Annotated in this window: 18 protein-coding genes; 8 read left to right on the plus strand and 10 right to left on the minus strand. The window is 74.6% G+C overall.

What is annotated here, in order from left to right; all coding sequences use genetic code 11:
- The first annotated feature begins 155 nt into the window (after positions 1-155).
- Positions 156-1,427, plus strand: coding sequence for a hydroxyacid-oxoacid transhydrogenase (locus E1293_RS28980; RefSeq protein WP_132200663.1), 1,272 nt, complete (start codon positions 156-158; stop codon positions 1,425-1,427).
- Positions 1,428-1,430: 3 nt separating this feature from the next.
- On the opposite strand, the gene E1293_RS28985 is transcribed toward E1293_RS28980, so the two are convergent.
- Complete coding sequence (locus tag E1293_RS28985; protein ID WP_132200664.1) at positions 1,431-2,534, minus strand: alpha/beta hydrolase family protein; 1,104 nt, start codon at positions 2,532-2,534, stop codon at positions 1,431-1,433.
- 65 nt (positions 2,535-2,599) lie between these two features.
- On the opposite strand from E1293_RS28985, the gene E1293_RS28990 reads away from it, so the two are divergent.
- Both E1293_RS28990 and E1293_RS28995 read left to right on the plus strand, forming a co-directional pair.
- Entirely contained in the window at positions 2,600-3,415 is an 816-nt protein-coding gene (locus E1293_RS28990; RefSeq protein WP_132200665.1) for a tryptophan 2,3-dioxygenase, read from the plus strand.
- Entirely contained in the window at positions 3,405-4,715 is a 1,311-nt protein-coding gene (locus E1293_RS28995; protein ID WP_132200666.1) for an FAD-dependent oxidoreductase, read from the plus strand. The genes E1293_RS28990 and E1293_RS28995 overlap by 11 nt, the downstream gene beginning before the upstream one ends.
- Here the strand turns inward: E1293_RS28995 and E1293_RS29000 are convergent.
- Positions 4,641-6,137 carry a DHA2 family efflux MFS transporter permease subunit gene (locus tag E1293_RS29000; RefSeq protein WP_243716682.1) on the minus strand — a complete coding sequence of 499 codons (1,497 nt, stop codon included), beginning with the start codon at positions 6,135-6,137 and terminating at the stop codon, positions 4,641-4,643. The genes E1293_RS28995 and E1293_RS29000 overlap by 75 nt on opposite strands.
- Positions 6,138-6,219: 82 nt before the next feature.
- On the opposite strand from E1293_RS29000, the gene E1293_RS29005 reads away from it, so the two are divergent.
- The gene (locus tag E1293_RS29005; RefSeq protein WP_132200667.1) at positions 6,220-6,462 is read left to right on the plus strand and encodes a hypothetical protein; all 243 of its coding nucleotides are present in this window, start codon (positions 6,220-6,222) and stop codon (positions 6,460-6,462) included.
- Here E1293_RS29005 and E1293_RS29010 read toward each other — a convergent pair.
- The 3 genes from E1293_RS29010 to moaA are packed head-to-tail and all read right to left on the minus strand — an operon-like array spanning position 6,459 to position 8,354.
- The gene (locus E1293_RS29010) at positions 6,459-6,731 is read right to left on the minus strand and encodes a DUF6457 domain-containing protein (RefSeq protein ID WP_132200668.1); all 273 of its coding nucleotides are present in this window, start codon (positions 6,729-6,731) and stop codon (positions 6,459-6,461) included. The two genes, E1293_RS29005 and E1293_RS29010, sit on opposite strands and share 4 nt — an antisense overlap.
- A gap of 49 nt (positions 6,732-6,780) precedes the next feature.
- On the minus strand, positions 6,781-7,362 hold the full coding sequence (gene mobA / locus E1293_RS29015; protein ID WP_243716684.1) for a molybdenum cofactor guanylyltransferase: 582 nt from the start codon (positions 7,360-7,362) through the stop codon (positions 6,781-6,783).
- Between the two features lie 2 nt (positions 7,363-7,364).
- A complete protein-coding gene (gene moaA / locus E1293_RS29020) occupies positions 7,365-8,354 on the minus strand; it encodes a GTP 3',8-cyclase MoaA (protein WP_243716686.1) in 990 nt (329 codons plus the stop codon).
- A gap of 139 nt (positions 8,355-8,493) precedes the next feature.
- Here moaA and E1293_RS29025 point away from each other — a divergent pair, with 139 nt between their 5' ends.
- The gene (locus tag E1293_RS29025; RefSeq protein WP_132200670.1) at positions 8,494-9,300 is read left to right on the plus strand and encodes an alpha/beta hydrolase; all 807 of its coding nucleotides are present in this window, start codon (positions 8,494-8,496) and stop codon (positions 9,298-9,300) included.
- Here E1293_RS29025 and E1293_RS29030 read toward each other — a convergent pair.
- The 3 genes from E1293_RS29030 to E1293_RS29040 form a co-directional block, all read right to left on the minus strand.
- The gene (locus E1293_RS29030) at positions 9,278-10,099 is read right to left on the minus strand and encodes a hypothetical protein (RefSeq protein ID WP_132200671.1); all 822 of its coding nucleotides are present in this window, start codon (positions 10,097-10,099) and stop codon (positions 9,278-9,280) included. The two genes, E1293_RS29025 and E1293_RS29030, sit on opposite strands and share 23 nt — an antisense overlap.
- 5 nt (positions 10,100-10,104) lie before the next feature.
- Positions 10,105-11,298, minus strand: a complete 1,194-nt coding sequence (locus tag E1293_RS29035; RefSeq protein ID WP_132200672.1) for an RtcB family protein — start codon at positions 11,296-11,298, stop codon at positions 10,105-10,107.
- Between the two features lie 85 nt (positions 11,299-11,383).
- Positions 11,384-13,126, minus strand: a complete 1,743-nt coding sequence (locus E1293_RS29040; RefSeq protein ID WP_132200673.1) for a GTP-binding protein — start codon at positions 13,124-13,126, stop codon at positions 11,384-11,386.
- 263 nt (positions 13,127-13,389) lie between these two features.
- On the opposite strand from E1293_RS29040, the gene E1293_RS29045 reads away from it, so the two are divergent.
- Positions 13,390-14,820 (plus strand): MFS transporter, encoded by a 1,431-nt coding sequence (locus tag E1293_RS29045; protein ID WP_132200674.1) that lies wholly within the window; start codon positions 13,390-13,392, stop codon positions 14,818-14,820.
- Positions 14,821-14,952: 132 nt separating this feature from the next.
- On the plus strand, positions 14,953-16,833 hold the full coding sequence (locus E1293_RS29050) for a propionyl-CoA synthetase (protein ID WP_132200675.1): 1,881 nt from the start codon (positions 14,953-14,955) through the stop codon (positions 16,831-16,833).
- A gap of 10 nt (positions 16,834-16,843) precedes the next feature.
- Here the strand turns inward: E1293_RS29050 and E1293_RS29055 are convergent, their stop codons facing one another.
- Entirely contained in the window at positions 16,844-17,119 is a 276-nt protein-coding gene (locus tag E1293_RS29055) for a GlsB/YeaQ/YmgE family stress response membrane protein (protein ID WP_132200676.1), read from the minus strand.
- Between the two features lie 97 nt (positions 17,120-17,216).
- Positions 17,217-18,209, minus strand: a complete 993-nt coding sequence (gene selD, locus E1293_RS29060; protein ID WP_132200677.1) for a selenide, water dikinase SelD — start codon at positions 18,207-18,209, stop codon at positions 17,217-17,219.
- A gap of 188 nt (positions 18,210-18,397) precedes the next feature.
- Here selD and E1293_RS29065 point away from each other — a divergent pair.
- Positions 18,398-20,021, plus strand: a 1,624-nt coding sequence (locus E1293_RS29065) for an AMP-dependent synthetase/ligase (protein WP_132200678.1), incomplete at its 3' end; no start/stop codon positions are given.

The following is a 20,021-nucleotide window of genomic DNA, read 5'->3' on the forward strand; positions in this document are numbered from 1 at the left end:
ACCTCGCCGAGGAGGCCACCCTCGCCCTCAACGAGTCCGCCTTCGGCATCGCCGGCCTCCCCGCCGCCCAGGCCGCCGGCATCACCACCGCCCTCCGCCAGGTCCGCCTGTCCACCGGCGATCTGGACTCGGGCGACGTGTGACACCGTGGGGGCATGGCTAACGAGTCGGTCTTCACGTATGGGGCGCCGCAGCTGAAGTTCGGGGACGGCGCGGCGGACGAGGTCGGGTTCGACCTGGCGCAGTTCGGGGCGCGGCGGGTGCTGGTGGTCACCGACCCCCGGGTCGCGGCGACGGGCGGGCCGGAGCGGATCGCGGACGCGATGAAGGCGTACGGGATCGAGGCCGCCGTGTTCGACCGCGTCCGCATCGAGCCGACGGACGCGAGCATGCGGGAGGCGGTCGAGTACGCGCGCGAGAGCGGGCCCTACGACGCGTACGTGGCCGTCGGGGGCGGGTCGAGCATCGACACCGCGAAGGCGGTCAACCTGCTGACGACCAACGACGGCGACCTGGCCGAGTACCTGAACCCGCCGGTGGGGGCGGGGAGGGCGCCGGAGCGGCCGCTGCTGCCGCTGGTCGCCGTCCCCACGACCACCGGGACCGGCGCGGAGAGCACGACGGTATGCGTCATGGACGTCCTGGACCTGCGGGTCAAGACGGGCATCAGCCATCCGCGGATGCGGCCGACGCTGGCCGTGGTGGACCCGGAGCTGACGATGTCGCAGCCGTCCGGGGTGACCGCGTCGTCGGGGATGGACATCCTCTGCCACGCCCTGGAGAGCTACACCGCCCGGCCGTACGACGGGTACGAGCGCAAGAAGCCCGAGCAGCGGGTACCGTACTGCGGCGCCAACCCGGTGTCGGACATGTGGGCGGAGAAGTCGCTGAGCCTGCTGTCGCTGTCGTTCCGCAGGGCCGTCCAGGACGGGGAGGACCGGCAGGCCCGCCACGACATGGCGCTCGCGGCGACGTTCGCGGGGCTCGGGTTCGGCAACGCCGGGGTGCACATCCCCCACGCGAACGCGTACCCGATCGCCGGGCAGGTGAAGGACTTCCGGCCCGACGGCTACCCGGACGAGGAGGCGATGGTCCCGCACGGGATGTCGGTGTCGCTGACCGCGCCGGAGGCGTTCCGGTTCACCTACCAGGCGCGTCCCGAACGGCATGTGCGGGCCGCCGAGCTCCTCGACCCGCGCATGGACCGCCCGAACGACCCGGCCGAGCATCTGCCGCGCGCCGTGCTGCGGCTGATGCGCGACATCGGCATCCCGGACGGGATCGGGGGCGTCGGCTACGGCGAGGGGGACATCCCCGGCCTGGTGGAGGGGACGATGAAGCAGCAGCGCCTGCTGGCGACGTCGCCGCGCCCGGTGGACGAGGACGCCGTGGCCGAGATCTTCAAGCGCTCGCTGCGGCTTTGGTGAGCGTCAGCGGGCGCGCACCCACGCGTCGATGAGGTCGGCGGCCTCGGGCCGGGACTCCGGCAGGTAGTGGGTGTCCCTGACGAAGTCGAGCGTCTTGTCGGACGCCGCCAGGGCGGCATGGATCGCGCGCGCGTCGCTGTCGTAGACGCCCTCGTCCGCGGTCGCGTGGACGACCAGCGACGGGACGGTGATCCGCGCGAGGTGCGGTGCCGCGGTGCACTGCGAGGTGCGCAGGCTCCACATCGACAGCCATGAGCGCAGCGTGCAGAGCGCCCCGATGCCGAAGACGCCGTAGTTGGCCTTGACCGGCTCGCCCAGATAGCAGCGGTTGGGCTCGCGGTCGGACGGCTCGATGCCCGGGTCGATCATGCGGAGGTCGGCCCAGGTTCGGTGCACGTTGAACAGGGCGTCGCGGGCGCGGGTCCCCTTCAGCGCGTCCAGCCGCCCGAGGACCCGGTCGGTGATGCGCTCGTTGCGGGCGCGCTGGGCGGCGCGGTAGCGGGCCTGGAACCCGGCGCTGTAGGGCGGGCCGTTCTCGGGGTTGAACGGATCGAGCGACGGGTCGGCGGACAGGACGTCGGTCTCGTCGGTCACCGAGGGGTCCATCCAGGCGGTGAGGACCTCGGGACGGCCGGAGTGGGCGGCAAGGGCGACGAACAGGTCACCGGCCGGCAGGTCCTCGATGGCGGGGACGGGGCGCATCCCGGCGACCGGCGCGACGTTCGGCTCGACGGCCTGCGACTGGTACGCGGCCATCAGCGATCCGCCACCGGAGTTGCCCAGCAGGACGACCCGCTCCGCACCGGCCTTCTCCCGGAGCCAGCGGACGCCGGCGCCGATCTCGGCCAGGGCGTGGTCGAGCAGGAAGTACGCCTCGTTTCCGCGGAAGCTCGTGTTCCAGCCGAGGAACCCGTACCCGCGCGCGGCCAGGTGCTCGGCGAGGTAGTGCTCGGAGAAGTCGACGTTGTAGTGCGTCGCGATGAACGCGGTCCGCGGCGGCGCCCCCGCGGGGCGGTGGTAGACGCCCTGGCACGGGTGGCCGCCCGCGCCCGCCCTGCCGACCAGGGGCGATGGCAGCCCCACGAACTCCCTGACGACCTCACCCATGCGGCCCCCTTCCGGAACGATCCCATATCCTGCGGGTCACATCCGTTGTGTCGCAAGGAGGCGTGATGGCGGATTCGCCGACGATGACGTACGGCGGCTACCTGAGGCTCGACGATCTCCTGGCCTGCCAGGAGCCGAAGACCGGGGCCCACGACGAGCTGCTCTTCGTGGTCATCCACCAGGTCTACGAGCTGTGGTTCAAGCAGATCCTGCACGAGGCCGAGCTGCTGCAGCGCCGGCTGGAGGAGGGCAACAGCGCCGGGTCGCTGCACACCGCCCGCCGCATCGCCAAGATCTTGAAGACGGTGGTCGGGCAGCTGGACGTGCTGGAGACGATGACGCCCCGGCAGTTCGCCGCGTTCCGCGACGCGCTGGGCAACTCCAGCGGCTTCCAGAGCGAGCAGTTCCGGGAGATCGAGGCCGTCCTCGGGCGGCGCTCGTTCCCCGCCTCCGACCTGCGCGGCGACGAGCGGCTCCAGGCGGCCGTCGCCCGCCCGTCGGTGTTCGACTCGCTGCTGCGCTACCTCGCCGGCCGCGGCCACCCCGTCCCGCGGGAGGCCCTGGACCGCGACACCTCCCGGCCGTGGGAGCCGGACGCCGGCGTCCAGAAGGTCCTCCTCGCCGTCTACGCGGACGAGTCCGGGCCGGCCGCCCAGGTCTGCGAGGGCCTCGTCGACGTCGACGAGGGCATCCAGGAATGGCGGTACCGGCACCTGAAGATGGTCGAGCGGACGATCGGCGCGAAGATCGGCACGGGCGGCTCGGCGGGCGCCGACTACCTGCGCCGCACCCTGTTCGCCCCCGCGTTCCCCGACCTGTGGGAGGTCCGCTCCCAGACCGAGTCGACCGGCACGGGGGAGATCCCGGTCCATGGCGGCTGACGGCGAACGGGTCGCGATCGTCGGCGCGGGCCTGGCGGGCTGCCTGCTCGCGGTGCTGCTCGGCCGCCGCGGCATCCCGGTGACCGTGTACGAGCGCCGCCCCGACCCGCGGATCGCGGGCGCCGAGCGCGGCCGCTCCATCAACCTGGCGATCTCGGCCCGCGGCCTGGCCGCGCTGGAGCAGGTCGGGCTGCGCGACCAGTCCCTCAAGCAGGCGCTGCCGATGCACGGGCGGATGGTGCACCCACTTCCGGGCGCGCAGAACTTCCAGCCCTACAGCGCGGACGGCGAGCGCGCCATCAACTCGATCAGCCGCGCCGAGCTGAACCGGTCGCTGCTGGACACCGCCGAGGCGACGCCCGGCGTCACGCTGCGCTTCTCCCAGCGCGTCACCGGCGTCGACACCGAGGCCGGCGCGATCCTGCTGGAGGACGCCGGCGCCGAGCCCGCCGGCGTCGTCCTGGCCGGGGACGGGGCCTACAGCGCCGTCCGCCGGTCCATGGAGCTGGACGAGGACGCCGACTTCCTGGAGCACGGCTACAAGGAGCTGACCGTCCCGCCGCGGGACGGCGAGTTCGCGCTCGACCCGGACGCGCTGCACATCTGGCCGCGCGGCACCGCCATGATGATCGCGCTGCCGAACCTGGACCGGTCGTTCACCTGCACGCTGTTCTGGCCGAAGGGCGACTTCGGCGCCCTCGACACGCCGGCGAAGGTCACCGCCCACTTCGAGCGGCACTATCCCGACGTCGCCGGCCTGATGCCGGACCTGGCCGACGACTACGAGCTCAACCCGATCGGGTCGCTGGTCACCGTCCGCTGCCGGCCGTGGACGCGGTACGGGCCGGGCGCGAAGGTGGCGCTGCTGGGGGACGCCGCGCACGCGATCGTCCCGTTCTTCGGGCAGGGCGCGAACTGCGCGTTCGAGGACTGCATCGAGATCGACCGGTGCCTGGCCGAGACCGGCGGCGACTGGGGCCGCGCGCTGACGCTCTACCAGGAGCGCCGCAAGGCCAACACCGACGTGATCGCCGAGATGGCGCTCGACAACTTCGTCGAGATGCGCGACCGGGTGTCGTCGCCGGTGTACCGGGCGAAGCAGGCGGCGGCGCACGCGCTGGAGCGGCGCCTGGCCGGCCGGTACGTCTCCCGCTACGAGCTGGTGTCGTTCTCGACGATGCCGTACGCGGAGATCCCGGCCCGGATCAGGCGGCAGAACCGGGCGCTAGCCGGGGCCGTCCTCGGCTCCGCGGCCGTCCTCGGCCTGGGCGTGCGCGCCCTGCTGCGGCGCCGCCGCTAGCGGGGCCCGGCGGCGCCGGCGCCGGCCGGCGGCCAGGTCGGCGACGGCCGCCGCCAGCGCCGCCAGCACGAACGCCAGGACGACGATCAGGCCGCGGCGGAACGCCGCCGCCCAGTCGCCGCCCGTCCCGCCGAGGGCGGCGAAGAACACCGACCCGACGGCGGCGATGCCCATCGCGGTGCCGACCCGCTGCCCGGTCTGCAGGACGCCCGCCGCGCTGCCGCCCTCGGTGTAGTCGACCTCCGACAGCGTCAGGGTCTGGTTCGGGGAGATGACGAAACCGGTGCCGAGCCCGGCCACCAGCAGCGGCGCGGCGGTCGCCCACGCGACGCCGCGGCCCGGTTCCAGCTCGACCGCGACCCAGGCGGCGCCGAGCCCGACCAGGACCAGGCACAGCCCGGCGGCGACGAGCGGGCGGCCGTAGCGCGACACGATCCGGCCGCCGATCGCGGACGCCGAACCCGATCCGAGCGCGAACGGCGTGATCGCCAGGCCCGCGCCCAGCGCGCTGTAGCCGAGGCCGTTCTGCAGGTAGAGGGTGAAGATGAAGAAGATCGCGGTGAACCCGGCGAAGAACAGCAGCGCGATCGCCACGCCCAGCGTGTAGGAGCGGAGCCGGAACAGCGCGAGGTCGATCATCGGCGCCCGCGCCCTGCGCTCCCATGCCGCGAACACCGCGATCAGGGCGGCGCCCGCGAGGACCAGCAGCCACTTGAGGGCGCCATGCCACTGCTGCTCCTGGACGAGCGGCAGCAGCACGCAGACGACGCCCGCGCCCAGCAGCAGGACGCCGGGCGGGTCGAGGCCCTGCCGGTCCCCGTAGACCGGGGCGGGCAGCAGCCGCCACGCCAGGAACAGCGCGACCACCCCGACCGGGACGTTGACGTAGAACACCCACCGCCAGCCCTCCTCGGCGCCGGCCAGCGCGATCAGGCCGCCGCCGAGCAGCGGGCCCACGGCGGTGGCGACCCCGATGACGGCGCCGAGCGCGCCGAACGCCCGCCCCCGGTCGGCGCCGCGGAACAGCTGCTGGATGAGGCCCGCGACCTGCGGGTTGAGGATGCCGCCCGCGACGCCCTGCACGAGCCGCGCGAGGACGAGGAACAGGATCGTCGGGGCGATGCCGGCCGCCGCGCTCGCCACCGTGAACAGCGCGAGCCCGGACATGAACACGGCGCGGCGGCTGCGGGCGTCGCCGAGCCGCCCGGACGGGACGAGGACCAGCCCGAACGTCAGCGCGTACCCCCACAGGATCCACTGCAGCTCCGCCTCGGACGCGTGCAGGCCCGACCGGATGGAGGGCAGCGCCACGTTGACGATGCTGACGTCCAGCAGCGTCATGAACGCCGCCACGAGGCAGACCGAGAGCGCCTGCCAGTTGCGCCGCCCCTGTTCGCCGCGGTGCGCGGCCGCCGTCCCCACGGGCAGGGTCCTCTCCGGAGATCATGGGGTGAAACGCGGGCCGGGCGCGGCCGGCCCGGCCGGGCTGTGCCAGAGTTGCCGGATGACCGATTCCGCCCCGGGGACCGTCTCCGAGGAGCCGCGGTGCTCCGCCAAGGGCTGCCGCGCCGACGCCGTGTGGGCGCTGCGCTGGAACAACCCGAAGATCCACACGCCGGAGCGGCGGAAGATCTGGCCGGCCTGCGACGAGCACCGCGAGAGCCTGTCGGCGTTCCTGTCGCGCCGCGACTTCCTGAAGGACGTCGTGCCGATCGCCGACCGGGACGCGCCCTCCGGCGGGAGCTAGGCCTCGTCCAGGACGGGCTCGCCCGCCGGTCCGGGCACCTCGGCCTGCCAGCCCTCGGCCATCTCGGTCAGCCGCGCGGCGGCGTCCCGCGCGGGCGTGCCGCGCCCGACCGCGAGGCCGAGCAGGTAGGCCGTCAGGGGCGCGCCGGGCCGGGCGACGCCGTGGGCGACGTCGCGGGCGAGGTCCAGCACCAGGCCCTGGTCGACGTCGCCGCGTTCCAGGCCGAGTTCGCGGCAGGCCGCGGTGATCCAGTCCTCAAGCACCGGCATGGGCTCCCCCTTCGCGCATGGTCTGGGTGACCTGCCCACTCTCGCACGTTCAAAGCAGGCGCTCGGCGGCGGCCAGCTGCTCGGGGGTGTCGCAGTCGTACCAGGCCGGACGGGCGCCGGGCGGCGGCGCGACGGTGACGGGGTCCAGCGGGCCGAGGAGCCCGCGCAGCGACTCGCCCGGGTAGCCGTCGAGCGCCGCCCGCAGGACGGCGGTGCGCCAGCAGCCGGCGAGCCATTGCTCGCGGCCGTCCTCGTCGACCAGGACCGCGCCGGGCCGCTCGCCCACCGCGTGCAGCAGCGAGGCGACGTGGGCGGGGCGCAGGAACGGCAGGTCGGCGGCCAGCAGCACCACCGTGCCCGCCCGCACCTCGGCGAGGCCCGCGCGCAGTGCGGGCACCGGCCCGGCGCCCGGCGGATCCTCGCGGACGACGACGGCGTCCGGCAGGACGTCCCGCCGCGGGCCCACCACGATCAGCCGGGACGCGCCGGCGACGGCGGCGGCCGCCCATTCGACCAGCGTCCGCCCGCCCACCGGCGCCGCGGGCTTGTCGGCCCCGAACCGCCGGGCCCGCCCGCCCGCGAGCAGGACGGCGTCGAACCCCACGGCGTCGAAGCCGCCGGTCCCCGCCAAGGTCAGCCGCCGATCGCCGACATGGGCCGGGCCGGCTGCAGGAAGGACGGGTCGTCGATGCCGTGCCCGGCGCGCTTGGCCCACACCGCCTTGCGCCAGCGGTCGGCCAGCTCGGTGTCGGTGGCGCCGGCCCGCAGCGCGTCCCGCAGGTTGGACTCCTCGGTCGCGAACAGGCAGTTGCGGACCTGCCCGTCGGCGGTCAGCCGCACCCGGTCGCAGGCGCCGCAGAACGGCCGGGTCACCGACCCGATCACGCCGACCGTCTCCGGTCCGCCGCCGATCAGGAACGACTCGGCGGGGGCGCTGCCCCGGTCGTGCCCGGCGTCGGGCGCCAGGTCGAACTCGGCGGACAGCCGGTCCAGGATCTCGTCCGCGGTGATCATGTTCTCGCGGGTCCAGCCGTGCTGGGCGTCCAGCGGCATCTGCTCGATGAACCGCAGCCGGTAGCCGTGCTCCAGGCAGTACCGCAGCAGCGGGACGGCCTCGTGGTCGTTGATCCCGCGCATCAGCACCGCGTTGATCTTGACCGGTTCCAGCCCCGCCGCACGCGCGGCGGCCAGCCCCTTCAGGACGTCGTCCAGCCGGTCGCGGTGCGCGAGGCGCTTGAACGTGCCGCGGTCGAGGGTGTCCAGGGACACGTTCACCCGGTCCAGGCCGGCCTCGGCCAGCGGCCCGGCCAGCCGGTCGAGGCCGATCCCGTTGGTGGTCAGCGAGATCTGCGGGCGCGGCGGTAGCTCCGCCGTGTGCCGCACGATCCCGGGCAGGCCGCGCCGCAGCAGCGGCTCGCCGCCGGTGTAGCGGACCTCGGTGACGCCCAGGTCGCGGACGGCGAGGCCGACCAGCCGGGCCACCTCGTCGTCGGTGAGCAGCTCCGGCTTCGGCAGCCAGTCCAGGCCCTCGGGCGGCATGCAGTAGGAGCAGCGCAGATTGCACCGGTCGGTGAGCGAGACCCGCAGGTCCGTCGCGGTTCGGCCGAACGTGTCGACCAGCACGGGCGCTCCTTCCTGCTGGCCGGCGGCCCGGCGCGGGCCGCCGGGGATTGCGGTCGGACACCCCAGCCTATTGCGGTGTTTGACGATTCGTCCCATCGCGGGAGACGGTTACGTTCCGTCGAACGATCAGGAGGCCGGAGTGACGACGTCGCGGGAGTGGGAGTTCGCGGGCACGCGGGGCGCGATCACCGCCCGGATCTGGGCGGCCGGCGACCCGCGCTACGCCGCGGTCCTCGTGCACGGCTACGGCGAGCACCTCGGCCGCTACGGCCACGTCGCGGACGTCCTCGTCCGGCACGGCGCCGTCGTGTGCGGCCCCGACCACATGGGCCACGGCCGCTCCGCCGGCGACCGCGTCCTGATCGAGGACTACGAGGACGTCGTCGCCGACCTGCACACGGTCGTCGAGGCCGCCCGCGGCGACCACCCCGGCCTGCCCGTCGTCATGATCGGCCACTCGATGGGCGGCCTGCTCGCGGCCCGCTACGCGCAGGCGCACGGCGGCGTCCTCGCGGCCCTGGTGCTGTCCGGGCCCGTCCTCGGCCGCTGGCACGTGGTCGAGGAGCTGCTGCCCTTGGACGACATGCCCGACGAGCCCATCGACACGTCCACGCTGTCGCGCGACCCCGCCGTCGGCAAGGCGTACACCGAGGACCCGCTCATCTGGCACGGCCCGTTCAGGAAGCCCACGATCGAAGCGCTCGACACCGTCCTGCGCCGCATCAACGAGCACGGCTCCCTGGGGGCGCTCCCCACCTTCTACGTCCACGGGGAGGCCGACGAACTCGTCCGCCCCGAAGACACGCGCACCGGCATAGAGGCGGTCCGCGGCGAGGACTTCACCGAACGCCTCTACCCCGGCGCCCGCCACGAGGTGTTCAACGAGACCAACCGCGACGAGGTCCTCGCCGACGTCACCGCCTTCATCGACCGCGTCCTGCGCTGACCGCCGCCCGGCCCCGCTTGACCACGCCGTGCCGGCTCCAGATCAGCGGCCGCAGCTCGCCCGGGTCCGCCGGCGCGCCCGGGCGGGCGAGCACGTCGCTGCGCGCCCGCCGGGCCACGCTCACGTCGCGGTGGAAGTCGCGGAAGACCTGGACCTCCCCCTCGTAGCCGTCCTCCCACGACCCGAGGTCGGCGTAGTCCGTCCCGTGCGTCCCGGACGGGTCCAGGCCGCCGGCGAGCACCGCCCATTCGCGCATCTCGAGCGGGGTGCGGGGCATGAGCGCGACCAGCCCGTGCAGCCGCTTGACCCGGCCGTCGCGGCGGTCCCGCCACCCCTGGGCGCGGAACCATCCCCGCCAATCCGCGAGTGCGCCGTCCAGCCCGTGCGTCCGCCAGCGGACGGTCCCCTCCGGCGGGCGGCGGAGCGGGAGCCGGCGCGCCAGCTCGCGCGCGGTCTTCCCGGTGAACGGCGTGTCCCAGGCGGGGACGAGGACGATCGGGTCGGCGGGGTCGGCGTCGAACGGCGTGGGGACGAGGAACGGCCGGTCGACCACCACCAGCGTCCCGGGCCTCGACTGGTAGGACAGGCCCCACAGCAGCCGGCCCAGGACGCTCGCGCCGCGCGCGTCGGACAGCACGTGCCACGTACCGTGGAAGAAGTTCGTGCTGAACCGGACCCGCGTGCCGGGCCGCAGCCCGACGACCGTGTGGTCGCGGCCGGCGAGCCGCAGCGTCCGGCGGTGCAGCTTCATGCCGTCGCCCGTGTACCGCGCGCTGGCCGCCCGCTGCACCGCCCGCATCGCCGTCAGCCCTTCACGCAGATGAGCTGGCGCAGGTGGGCCACGACCTCCACCAGGTCGGACTGGGCGGCGATGACGGTCTCCAGGTCCTTGTAGGCGCCCGGGATCTCGTCGACCACGCCGCCGTCCTTGCGGCACTCCACGCCCCTGGTCTGCTCGATCAGGTCGTCCACGGTGAAGTTCTTGCGGGCCTTGTTGCGGCTCATCCTGCGGCCCGCGCCGTGGGACGCGGAGTTGTACGCCGTCTCGTTGCCGAGGCCGCGGACGATGTAGGTGCCGGTCGCCATGGAGCCCGGGATGATCCCGAGGTCGCCGCCGCCCGCGCGGATCGCGCCCTTGCGGGTCACGAGCAGCTCGACGCCGCCGTACTCCTCCTCCGCCACGTAGTTGTGGTGGCAGGAGATGACGTCGTCCCACCTGCAGCGCTGCTCGCCGAACCGCTTGGTCACGACGTTCTGCGCGAGCGCGGTCATGACGGCGCGGTTGCGGCGCGCGTACTCCTGCGCCCAGAACAGGTCGTGCCGGTAGGCGTCCATCTTGGCGGTCCCGCTGAGGAACACCGCGAGGTCGTTGTCCGGCAGGTCCTGGTTGTGCGGGAGCTTGCGGGCGGCCTCGATGTGCTGCTCGGCCAGCTCGTTGCCGATGTTGCGCGACCCCGAGTGCAGGACGAGCCAGATCGCGCCGTCGTCGTCCGCGCACAGCTCCAGGAAGTGGTTGCCGCCGCCGAGCGTGCCCATCTGCTGGCGGGCGCGGCCGAGGCGGGACTGCACCGCCCGGTGCAGGTCGTCGAACCCCTTCCAGAAGTCGTACCAGCCGCGCTCCTTCAGGTTGGGGAGCCCGGACGGGTCGACGGCCTGCCTGTGCGAGCCGCGCCCGACGGGGATCGCCTTCTCCAGGGCGTGCCGGAGGCCGGCGAGGTCGTCCGGCATGTCCTCGGCCGTGAGGGACGACCTGACCGCGGTCATCCCGCAGCCGATGTCGACGCCGACGGCCGCCGGGGACACCGCGTCCTTCATCGCGATCACCGAGCCGACGGTGGCGCCCTTGCCGTAGTGGACGTCGGGCATCACCGCGAGGCCCTCCACCCACGGCAGGGCGGAGACGTTGCGGAGCTGGTCGAGGGCGAGGTCCTCGACGGTGTCGGGGTCGGTCCACATCCGGATCGGGACGCGGCCGCCCTTCAGGGTCTGGTACGGCATGCCACTCCTTGATCGACGGAACCGGACCGCGATCTATGACGCCAGAGTCACCCGTCCCGGTTCAACAGGTTTTCGCCCCGCGCGGTCAGGAGCGGCGGCGTTCGGTGAGGCCGAGGCCGTCGAGATGGCGGAGCAAGGCGATTGCGACATCGCGGTTCGTCGACAGGGCCCTACCCGCGTCGGCGGGCGTGAACGGCTGCGGCAGGCCGGACAGGACCCGCAGCGCCTCCCGGTCGGCGCCCGGCAGCAGCACGATGTCGCCGCCCCCGTCACCGCCGCCGTCGCGGATGCGCAGCACGGCGCCCGCGCGCTCCGCGCCGTCGAGGACGTCGCCCGTCAGGCCCAGCGCTTCGAGGCGCTCGGCGGCGGGCGGCTCGAACGGGGCGGCGGCGAGGTCGGCCCGGAGGCGTTCCACGGCCGCCGTCCAAGGCGGCGGTGGCGGTTCCGCGGGCGGTTCCGGGGGTGCCGCGTCCTCGGCGGCGGGGCCGTAGACGCGTCCGGCGTCCACCCGCAGCGGCGGGCGGACGAGCGCGGCGACGAGCTGCCGGGCGGGGAGGCCGAGCCGCAGCCGGACGGTCTCCAGCGGGATCCCGGGGGCGTGCGGGCTCTGCGCGGCGTGCCGGGCCGTCTCCTCGGCGAGCCGCTCGAACAGCGACCGCCAGTGCGCCGGGTCGGCGACCCACTCGCCGTTCAGCGCGACGGCGTCCGGCGGCGGCGCGCAGCCCATCAGCGACAGCTCCGTCCGGCGCAGGACGCCGTGCCGGCGGAGCACGATGGTGCCGTCCGGGCGGTCCGGCCAGGACGCCAGCTCCCGGGCGCGGGCCGCGCCGGCGCCGCGGCGCACGAGGGTCGGCGGCCGGACGTCCAGGACGCTCACCCCGGCGATCGAGCGGCGCTCGGGGTCGCGCAGGACGCCGGTGTCCCCGAGGTGCAGGGCGAGCCGCGTGTTGAGGGTCAGGCGGGCGGTGTCGGGGCCGAGGGGGCGCAGCCGGACCGGGACGGCGGCGGCCCCGAGGTGCAGGGTCAGCGCCCGCGCGAGTCGTCCGGACGCCTCCCCGAACCGGGTGCGCACGTCGACGGACGTGGTGTGGGTCCAGGCGCCGGGGGTGACGAGCGCCATGCCGGCGTCCACCCGCCCGGCGTCCCGCAGGGTCAGCACGACGCGGGACACGCCGCCGACCGAGTCGCGGGGCTCGCCGGCGCAGCCGATCGTCCGGACCCGGACGCCGCCGCCCCCGGGCATCAGCAGCAGCTCGTCGCCCACGGCGACCGTCCCGGCGGCGAGGGTGCCGGTGACGACGCTCTGGCGCCCGGCGGTGAACGCGCGGTCCACCCACAGCCGCACGGGCGCGGCCGGGTCGGGGACGGGCAGCCGGCCGGCGAGGCGGTCGAGGGCGGCGGCGAGCTCGGCCATGCCGGCGCCGGTGGCGGCGCTGACGGCGACGGCCTCCGCCCCCTGCAGCGCGGTGCCGGCGAGCCGCTCGCGGATCAGCCGCAGCGCGAGCCTGCCGTCGGCGGCGTCGGCCTTGGTGACGGCGAGGACGCCGGACCGGACGCCGAGCGCGCCGAGGGCGTCCAGGTGCTCGCGCGTCTGCGGCATCCAGCCCTCGTCGGCGGCGACGGCGAGCAGCGCGGCGGGGGCGGGCGCGGCGGCGGCGAGCATGGCCGGGACCGACCGCTCGTCGCCGGGGACGTCCACGAACGCGACGCGCCGCCCCGAGGGCAGCTCCGTCCAGGCGGCCGGCTCGCCCGGCTCCTTGCCGGTGAGGGCGCGCACGAGCGCCGACTTGCCGTGCCCACCGTGACCGGCGGTGGTGACGACCTGCATCAGCGTCCTTTCCAGGCCGTGACGCCGGAGGCCGCGCGGGGACGGGCCGAGCGGGAGGATGTGGTGCGGGGGTTGTGCAGACGAAGGTCCACGGAAGGCAACCCTATGGAGGCGGGGGCCCCGCGCCAAACCCGGACGCGCGGCGCGCCGCCGCGGCACGCCCGCGGGTGTGCGCCGTTCCCGGGCGCTCTACACTTACTTACGCTAAGTAAGAAAAAGGCCGCATTGCCGGGCACCGGCGACCGGCCACGGGGGAGGTTCGCATGACCGCCGTACCGGCCACGGCGCGTGAGACGACCGGACGGCAGCCCGCGGACGCCGGTCCAACCGGCCTCACCCTGCTCGCGCTGGCGGCGGCCGGGATGGTCGTGTCGGTGCAGCAGACCCTGGTGCTGCCGCTGCTGCCGCAGCTCATGCACCGCTTCGACGCCCCCATCACCGACGTGACGTGGGTGTTCACCGCGTCGCTGCTGGCAGGCGCGGTCGCCACCCCGCTGCTGACGCGGTTCGGCGACATGTACGGCAAGAAGCGGATGGTCCTGCTCGCGCTCGGCCTGCTGCTGGCCGGCTCGGTGGTCTGCGCGGTGTCGGCCTCGCTGCCCGTGCTGATCGCGGGACGGGCCCTGCAGGGCGTCTCGTCCGCGCTGATCCCGCTCGCGATCGGCATGATCAGGGACGCGTTCCCGCGCGACCGCGTCACCACGGCCATCGGGATCGTCAGCGCCACCATGGGCGTCGGCGGCAGCGCCGGCATGATCGTCACCGGGCTGATCGCCGCGCACACCTCCAGCCACCACCCGGTGTTCTGGATCGCCGCGGCGCTGGCCGCGGCGGTGCTGGTGCTGGTCGCGGTGACGGCCCGCGACGTCGGCGTCCGCGCCGGCGGGCGGCCCGACCTGCCGGGCGCGGCGCTGCTCGCCGCCTGGCTGGTCTGCCTGCTGCTCGCCATCAGCGAGGGCAACGCGTGGGGCTGGACGTCCGGCGGGGTCCTCGGCCTGGCCGGTGCCGCCGCCGCCCTGTGCGCGGTGTGGGTGGTGGTCGAGCTGCGGGTCCGTGCGCCGCTGGTGCGCCTGAGCCTGCTGGCCGGCCCGCGGTCGCTGTCGGCGAACGTCGTCTCGGCGCTGCTCGGCTTCTCGATGTTCGCCGCGTTCACGCTGATCGCCGGGTTCGTGCAGGCGCCGTCGGCGAAGGTCGGGTACGGGCTGGACGGCACGGTGCTGGACGTCGGCCTGTACATGCTGCCGAGCACGGTCACGATGCTGCTGTTCTCGGCGATGGCCGGGCCGGTCGCGGCCCGGATCGGCCCCGCCTACACGCTCGCGGTCGGGTCGGCGTTCGCCGGGCTGTGCTACGCGTGGCTCGCGGTGTCCAACTCGCACGTGTACGACATGCTCGCGTTCAGCGCCATCCAGGGCATCGGGTTCGGGATCGCCTACGCGGCGCTCGGCACGCTGGCCGTCCAGCACGTCCCGATGGACCAGAGCGGCATCGCCAGCGGGATCAACTCCCTCGTCCGCACCACCGGCGGCAGCGTCGCGGGCGCCGTCACCGCGTCGATCCTGGCCGGGCAGGTGATCGCCGGCACCGACGTCCCCTCCCTCGGCGCGTACGAGCTGTGCTTCTGGATCGTCGCCGGCGGCGCCGTCCTGGCCGCGCTCATCGCCGTCGGGCACGCCCTGCGCCACCCCGACTAGGGCCCGCCCGGCGGCGCGGGCCCTTGACGAATCAGCCCCGCACCATGCCCTATAGGTGTGCGGCCCGAATCGCGGATGCGCCGATCCGGGCCTCAGGGCAGGCTCGGGCCAGGACCGTCACCGGGAGGACGAATGGGCGCCTACGCGGCGGCGTACGAACGCAGCATCGCCGATCCGACCCGCTTCTGGGGGCTGGCGGCGCGGGACGTGCGCTGGCTCGTCCCGCCGGACCGGGTGCTGGACGACGGGGCGCCGCCGTTCTACCGCTGGTTCACCGGCGGCGAGCTGAACACCTGCGACAACGCCCTGGACCGGCACGTCGAGGAGGGCCGCGGCGACCAGGCCGCGCTGATCTACGACAGCCCCGTCACCGGGACGGTGCGCACCTACACCTTCCGGGAGCTGACCGGGCTCGTCGCGCGGTTCGCCGGGGCGCTGCGCGCGCAGGGCGTCGACCGCGGCGACCGCGTGGTCATCTACCTGCCGATGGTGCCCGAGGCGGTCATCGCGATGCTGGCGTGCGCGCGGCTCGGCGCGGTGCACTCGGTGGTGTTCGGCGGGTTCGCGGCGCGGGAGCTGGCCGTCCGCATCGACGACGCCCGCCCGAAGGCGGTCGTGTCGGCGTCGTGCGGCATCGAGGCGGGCCGGGTCGTCGCCTACAAGCCGCTGCTGGACCAGGCCCTCGAACTGGCCCGGCACAAGGTCGAGCGGTGCGTGATCCGGCAGCGCGAGCAGCTGCACGCCGACCTCGTCCGGCCGCGGGACGTGGAGTGGGACGAGGCGGTCGCCGCCGCCGAGCCCGCCGAGTGCGTGCCCGTCGCCGCCACCGACCCGCTCTACATCCTGTACACCTCCGGGACGACCGGGCGGCCGAAGGGCGTCGTCCGCGACAACGGCGGGCACGCGGTGGCGCTGCGCTGGTCGATGGAGAACGTGTTCGGCGTCGGGCCCGGCGACGTGTTCTGGGCCGCGTCCGACGTCGGCTGGGTCGTCGGGCACTCCTACATCGTGTACGCGCCGCTGCTCACCGGCTGCACGACCGTCCTGTACGAGGGCAAGCCGGTCGGGACGCCGGACGCGGGCGCGTTCTGGCGGGTCGCCGCGCGGCACCGGGTGAAGGTGCTGTTCGCCGCGCCGACCGCGATCCGGGCGATCAAGAAGGAGGACCCGGAGGGGGCGCTGCTCGGCGGGCACGACCTGTCGGCGCTGGACACGCTGTTCCTCGCCGGGGAGCGGCTCGACCCCGACACCTACCGGTGGGCCGCGCGCATCCTGGACCGCCCGGTCATCGACCACTGGTGGCAGACCGAGACGGGCTGGCCGATCGTGGCGAACCTGCGCGGGCTGGAGCCGATGCCGGTCAAGGCGGGCTCCCCGTCGGTGCCGGTGCCGGGGTACGACGTGCGGGTCCTCGGGCCGGACGGCTCGGCCGTCCCGCCGGGCGCGGACGGCGACATCGCGATCCGGCTGCCGCTGCCGCCCGGCACGCTGCCCACGCTCTGGCAGGACGACGAGCGGTTCGTCGAGTCGTACCTGACGCGGTTCCCCGGCCACTACCTCACCGGCGACGGCGGCCACATCGACGAGGACGGCTACGTGTGGGTGATGGGCCGCACCGACGACGTGATCAACGTGGCCGGGCACCGGCTGTCCACCGGGACGATGGAGGAGGTCATCTCCGCCCACCCGGCCGTCGCCGAATGCGCCGTCATCGGCGTCCACGACCCGCTCAAGGGGCAGGTGCCGCGCGGGCTCGTCGTGCTGAAGAGCGGCGTGCTCGCCGAGCCGGGCGAGGTCTGCGCGGAGCTGGTGGCGATGGTGCGGGACGAGGTCGGGCCCGTCGCGGCGCTCAAGCGGATCTCGGTCGTGCCGGCGCTGCCGAAGACGCGGTCGGGCAAGATCCTGCGCGGAGTGATGCGGGGCATCGCCGACGGGCAGGAGGTGTCCGTGCCGTCCACGATCGAGGACCCGGACGTCCTGGACGGGCTGCGCCCCGTCCTGCGCCGCGGCTAGGGCCGCGCGGCTAGTGGGGGCGGCGGATCTGCTTGGGCCAGAACGCCGCCGCCAGGAGGACGCCCACCACCGCCAGGCCGACCTGGAACAGCGCCTCCCACAGGCTCCAGCCGCCGTCCCCGAGCTCGAACACGTGGACCAGGCCCGTCCCGGCGAACGCCGCGACGACGCCGACCGCCATCAGCGCCCACGCGGGCATGGTCGGCCGGCCCGGCACGACGAGCCGGCCCAGGGCCCCGATGACCGCGCCGAGCACGACGGCGGCCGCGAGCCCCCCGATGGTCATCCGCGCTCCCTCGCTCCCCCGCCCGGTCCGGCCGGTCACCGGAGCCCTACCCGGGACCCCGAGCCGCGACACGAGCGCTGCCGCGCAGGGGGCGCGGTCAGCGGATGACGAGGGTGTGCCGCCCGCGGCCGGTCAGCTCGCCGACGACGGGGGCGCCCGGGATCTCGCCCGCGACCAGCAGCCCCCCGGACGTCTGCGCGTCGGCGAGCAGCAGCCGCTCCTCCTCGGCGATGCGGCGGAAGTCGGTGTGCGGGGACACCCACGACAGGTTGCGGCGGGTGCCGCCGGGCACGAACCCGTCCCGGACCGCGGCGCGCGCGCCGTCCAGGTACGGGACGGCGGAGGCGTCCACGACGGCGGTGACGCCGCTCGCGCGCGCCAGCTTGTACAGGTGGCCGAGCAGCCCGAACCCGCCGACGTCGGTGGCGCAGGCGGCGCCGCGTTCGAGGGCGGCCAGGCTCGCGGCCCCGTTCAGCTCCGTCATGGCCGCGACCGCGTGCGCGAACACCTCGCCGGTCGCCTTGTGCCGGGCGTTGAGGACGCCGGTGCCGAGCGGCTTGGTCAGCGTCAGCGGGACGCCGGGACGGCCCGCGTCCAGCCGCAGCAGCCGGCCCGGGTCGGCGACGCCGGTCACCGCCAGGCCGTACTTCGGCTCGGGGTCGTCGATGCTGTGCCCGCCCGCGATCGCGCAGCCGGCGAGCGCCGCGGTGTCCCGGCCCCCGCGCAGCACCTCGCGTGCCAGCTCCACCGGCAGCGCGTCGGCGGGCCAGCCCAGCAGGTTGAGCGCCATGAGCGGCTCGCCGCCGACCGCGTACACGTCGGAGAGGGCGCTGGCGGCGGCGATGCGGCCCCAGTCGTAGGCGTCGTCGACGACGGGCGTGAAGAAGTCGGCGGTGGACACCACGGCCCGGCCGCCCTCGATCCGCAGCACGGCCGCGTCGTCGCCGTCCGGTCCGCCGACGAGGAGGGAGTCGTCTCCGCCGGTGAGGCCGGCCACGACCCGCTCCAGCTCCCCGGGCGGGATCTTGCAGGCGCCGCCGCCGCCGTGCGCGTACTGCGTCAGGCGGGCGGCGGGGGCGAGTCGGGTCACCCACGAGATTAAACGCACAACTTTCTCAAATGATCAACAAACGGACAGTACGGGGGCGATCACCGAGGGCCGACCGGGGACCGGGCCACCGGCGCGACCAGCACCGAAATCGGCCGAACCCTTGTCCGAACGTCGTTCGGCATGATGCGATTCCCTCCTGCAAGTCATCACTTACTACAAGGGGCGACATGGGGATCCAGGAACAGACGATCTGCAGCGCGCTCGCGGCGACCGCCGACCGGCACGGCGCGCTGGCCGCCTACTCCGACCGCGTCGACGGCGAGTGGCGGACCCTCACCTGGGCGGACACCCGCACCCGCGCGCTGGAGACCGCCGCCGGGTTCGCCGCCCTCGGCCTGGAGCAGGGCGACGTCGTCGCGCTGATGATGCCGAACCGCTCCGAGCACGTCCTGGCCGACCTCGGCGCCGTCCACGCCGGCGGCGTCCCCGCCACCGTCTACGCGACCCTCGCGCCCGACCAGGTCGCGTTCGTCGCCCGGCACTGCTCCGCCAAGTACGCCGTCCTGGACGGCAAGGACCAGCTCGACCGCTGGCTGCCGGTCCTCGACCGCCTTCCCGACCTGCGCAGGATCATCGTCGTGGACGCGGACGCCTGCCCGCCCGGCGACCGCTACCTCACCTGGGCCGACTTCACCGACCTCGGCCGCCGCGAGCTGGCGGCCGGCCCCGCCGCCGTCGACCGGCGCTGGCAGGCGGTCAAGCCCGATGACACCGTCACCCTCCTCTACACCTCCGGCACCACGGGCGACCCCAAGGGCGTCCTCATCACGCACTCGATGGTGCTGCACGAGGCGGAGATGGTGCAGCGGACGTCCGTCCTGCCCGAGCAGCCGTCCGGCATCTCCTACCTGCCGTTCGCGCACATCGCCGACCGCGTCCTCAGCTACTACCTGCCGATCCGGCTGGCCGCCCACATCCACTTCTGCCCGGACCCGGCCCAGCTCACCACGGTCCTGGGCGAGGTCCGCCCGCACTCCTTCTTCGGCGTCCCCCGCGTCTGGGAGAAGATCATGGCCGGCATCCAGGCCGTCCTCTCCGCCGAGCAGGACACCGCCAAGAAGCAGGCCGTCGCCGGAGCCCTCAGCGCCGGCCGCGCCTACGTGACCGCCCAGGAGTACGGCAACACCCCCACCCCGGAGATCACCGCCGCCTTCGAGCAGGCCGACCGGGCGGTCCTCACCCCCATGCGCGCCCTCCTCGGCCTGGACCGCGTCCGCCAGGCCTCCAGCGCCGCCGCGCCGCTGCCCGTCGAGGTCGCCCGGTTCTTCGCCGGCCTCGGCCTGAAGATCTTCGACGCCTACGGCATGACGGAGACGACCGGCGCCATCACCGCCAACCTCGCCGACTCCTTCAAGCTCGGCACCGTCGGCCGCCCCTTCCCCGGCGTCGAGCTGCGGCTGGCCGACGACGGCGAGATCCTCGTCCGCGGCGCGACCTGCACCCCCGGCTACCTGGACCGCCCCGACGCGACCGCCGACCTGATCGACGCCGACGGCTGGGTCCGCACCGGCGACGTCGGCCGCCTGGACCCCGACGGCTTCCTCACCGTCGTCGACCGCAAGAAGGAACTGATCATCACCGCCGGCGGCGAGAACATCGCCCCGTCCCTGGTCGAGAACCACCTCAAGGAGCACCCCCTCGTCGGCCAGGCCCTCGCCTTCGGCGACCGCCGCCCCTACGTCGTCGCCCTCATCACCCTCGACGGCGAGGTCGCCCCCGTCTGGGCCGCCGCCCACGGCATCGACACCACCGACCTCGCCGTCGAGGGTGATGAGGGCGACGACGTAGGGG

The sequence above is a fragment of the Actinomadura darangshiensis genome (genome assembly GCF_004349235.1).
Taxonomy (GTDB): Bacteria; Actinomycetota; Actinomycetes; order Streptosporangiales; family Streptosporangiaceae; genus Spirillospora; species Spirillospora darangshiensis.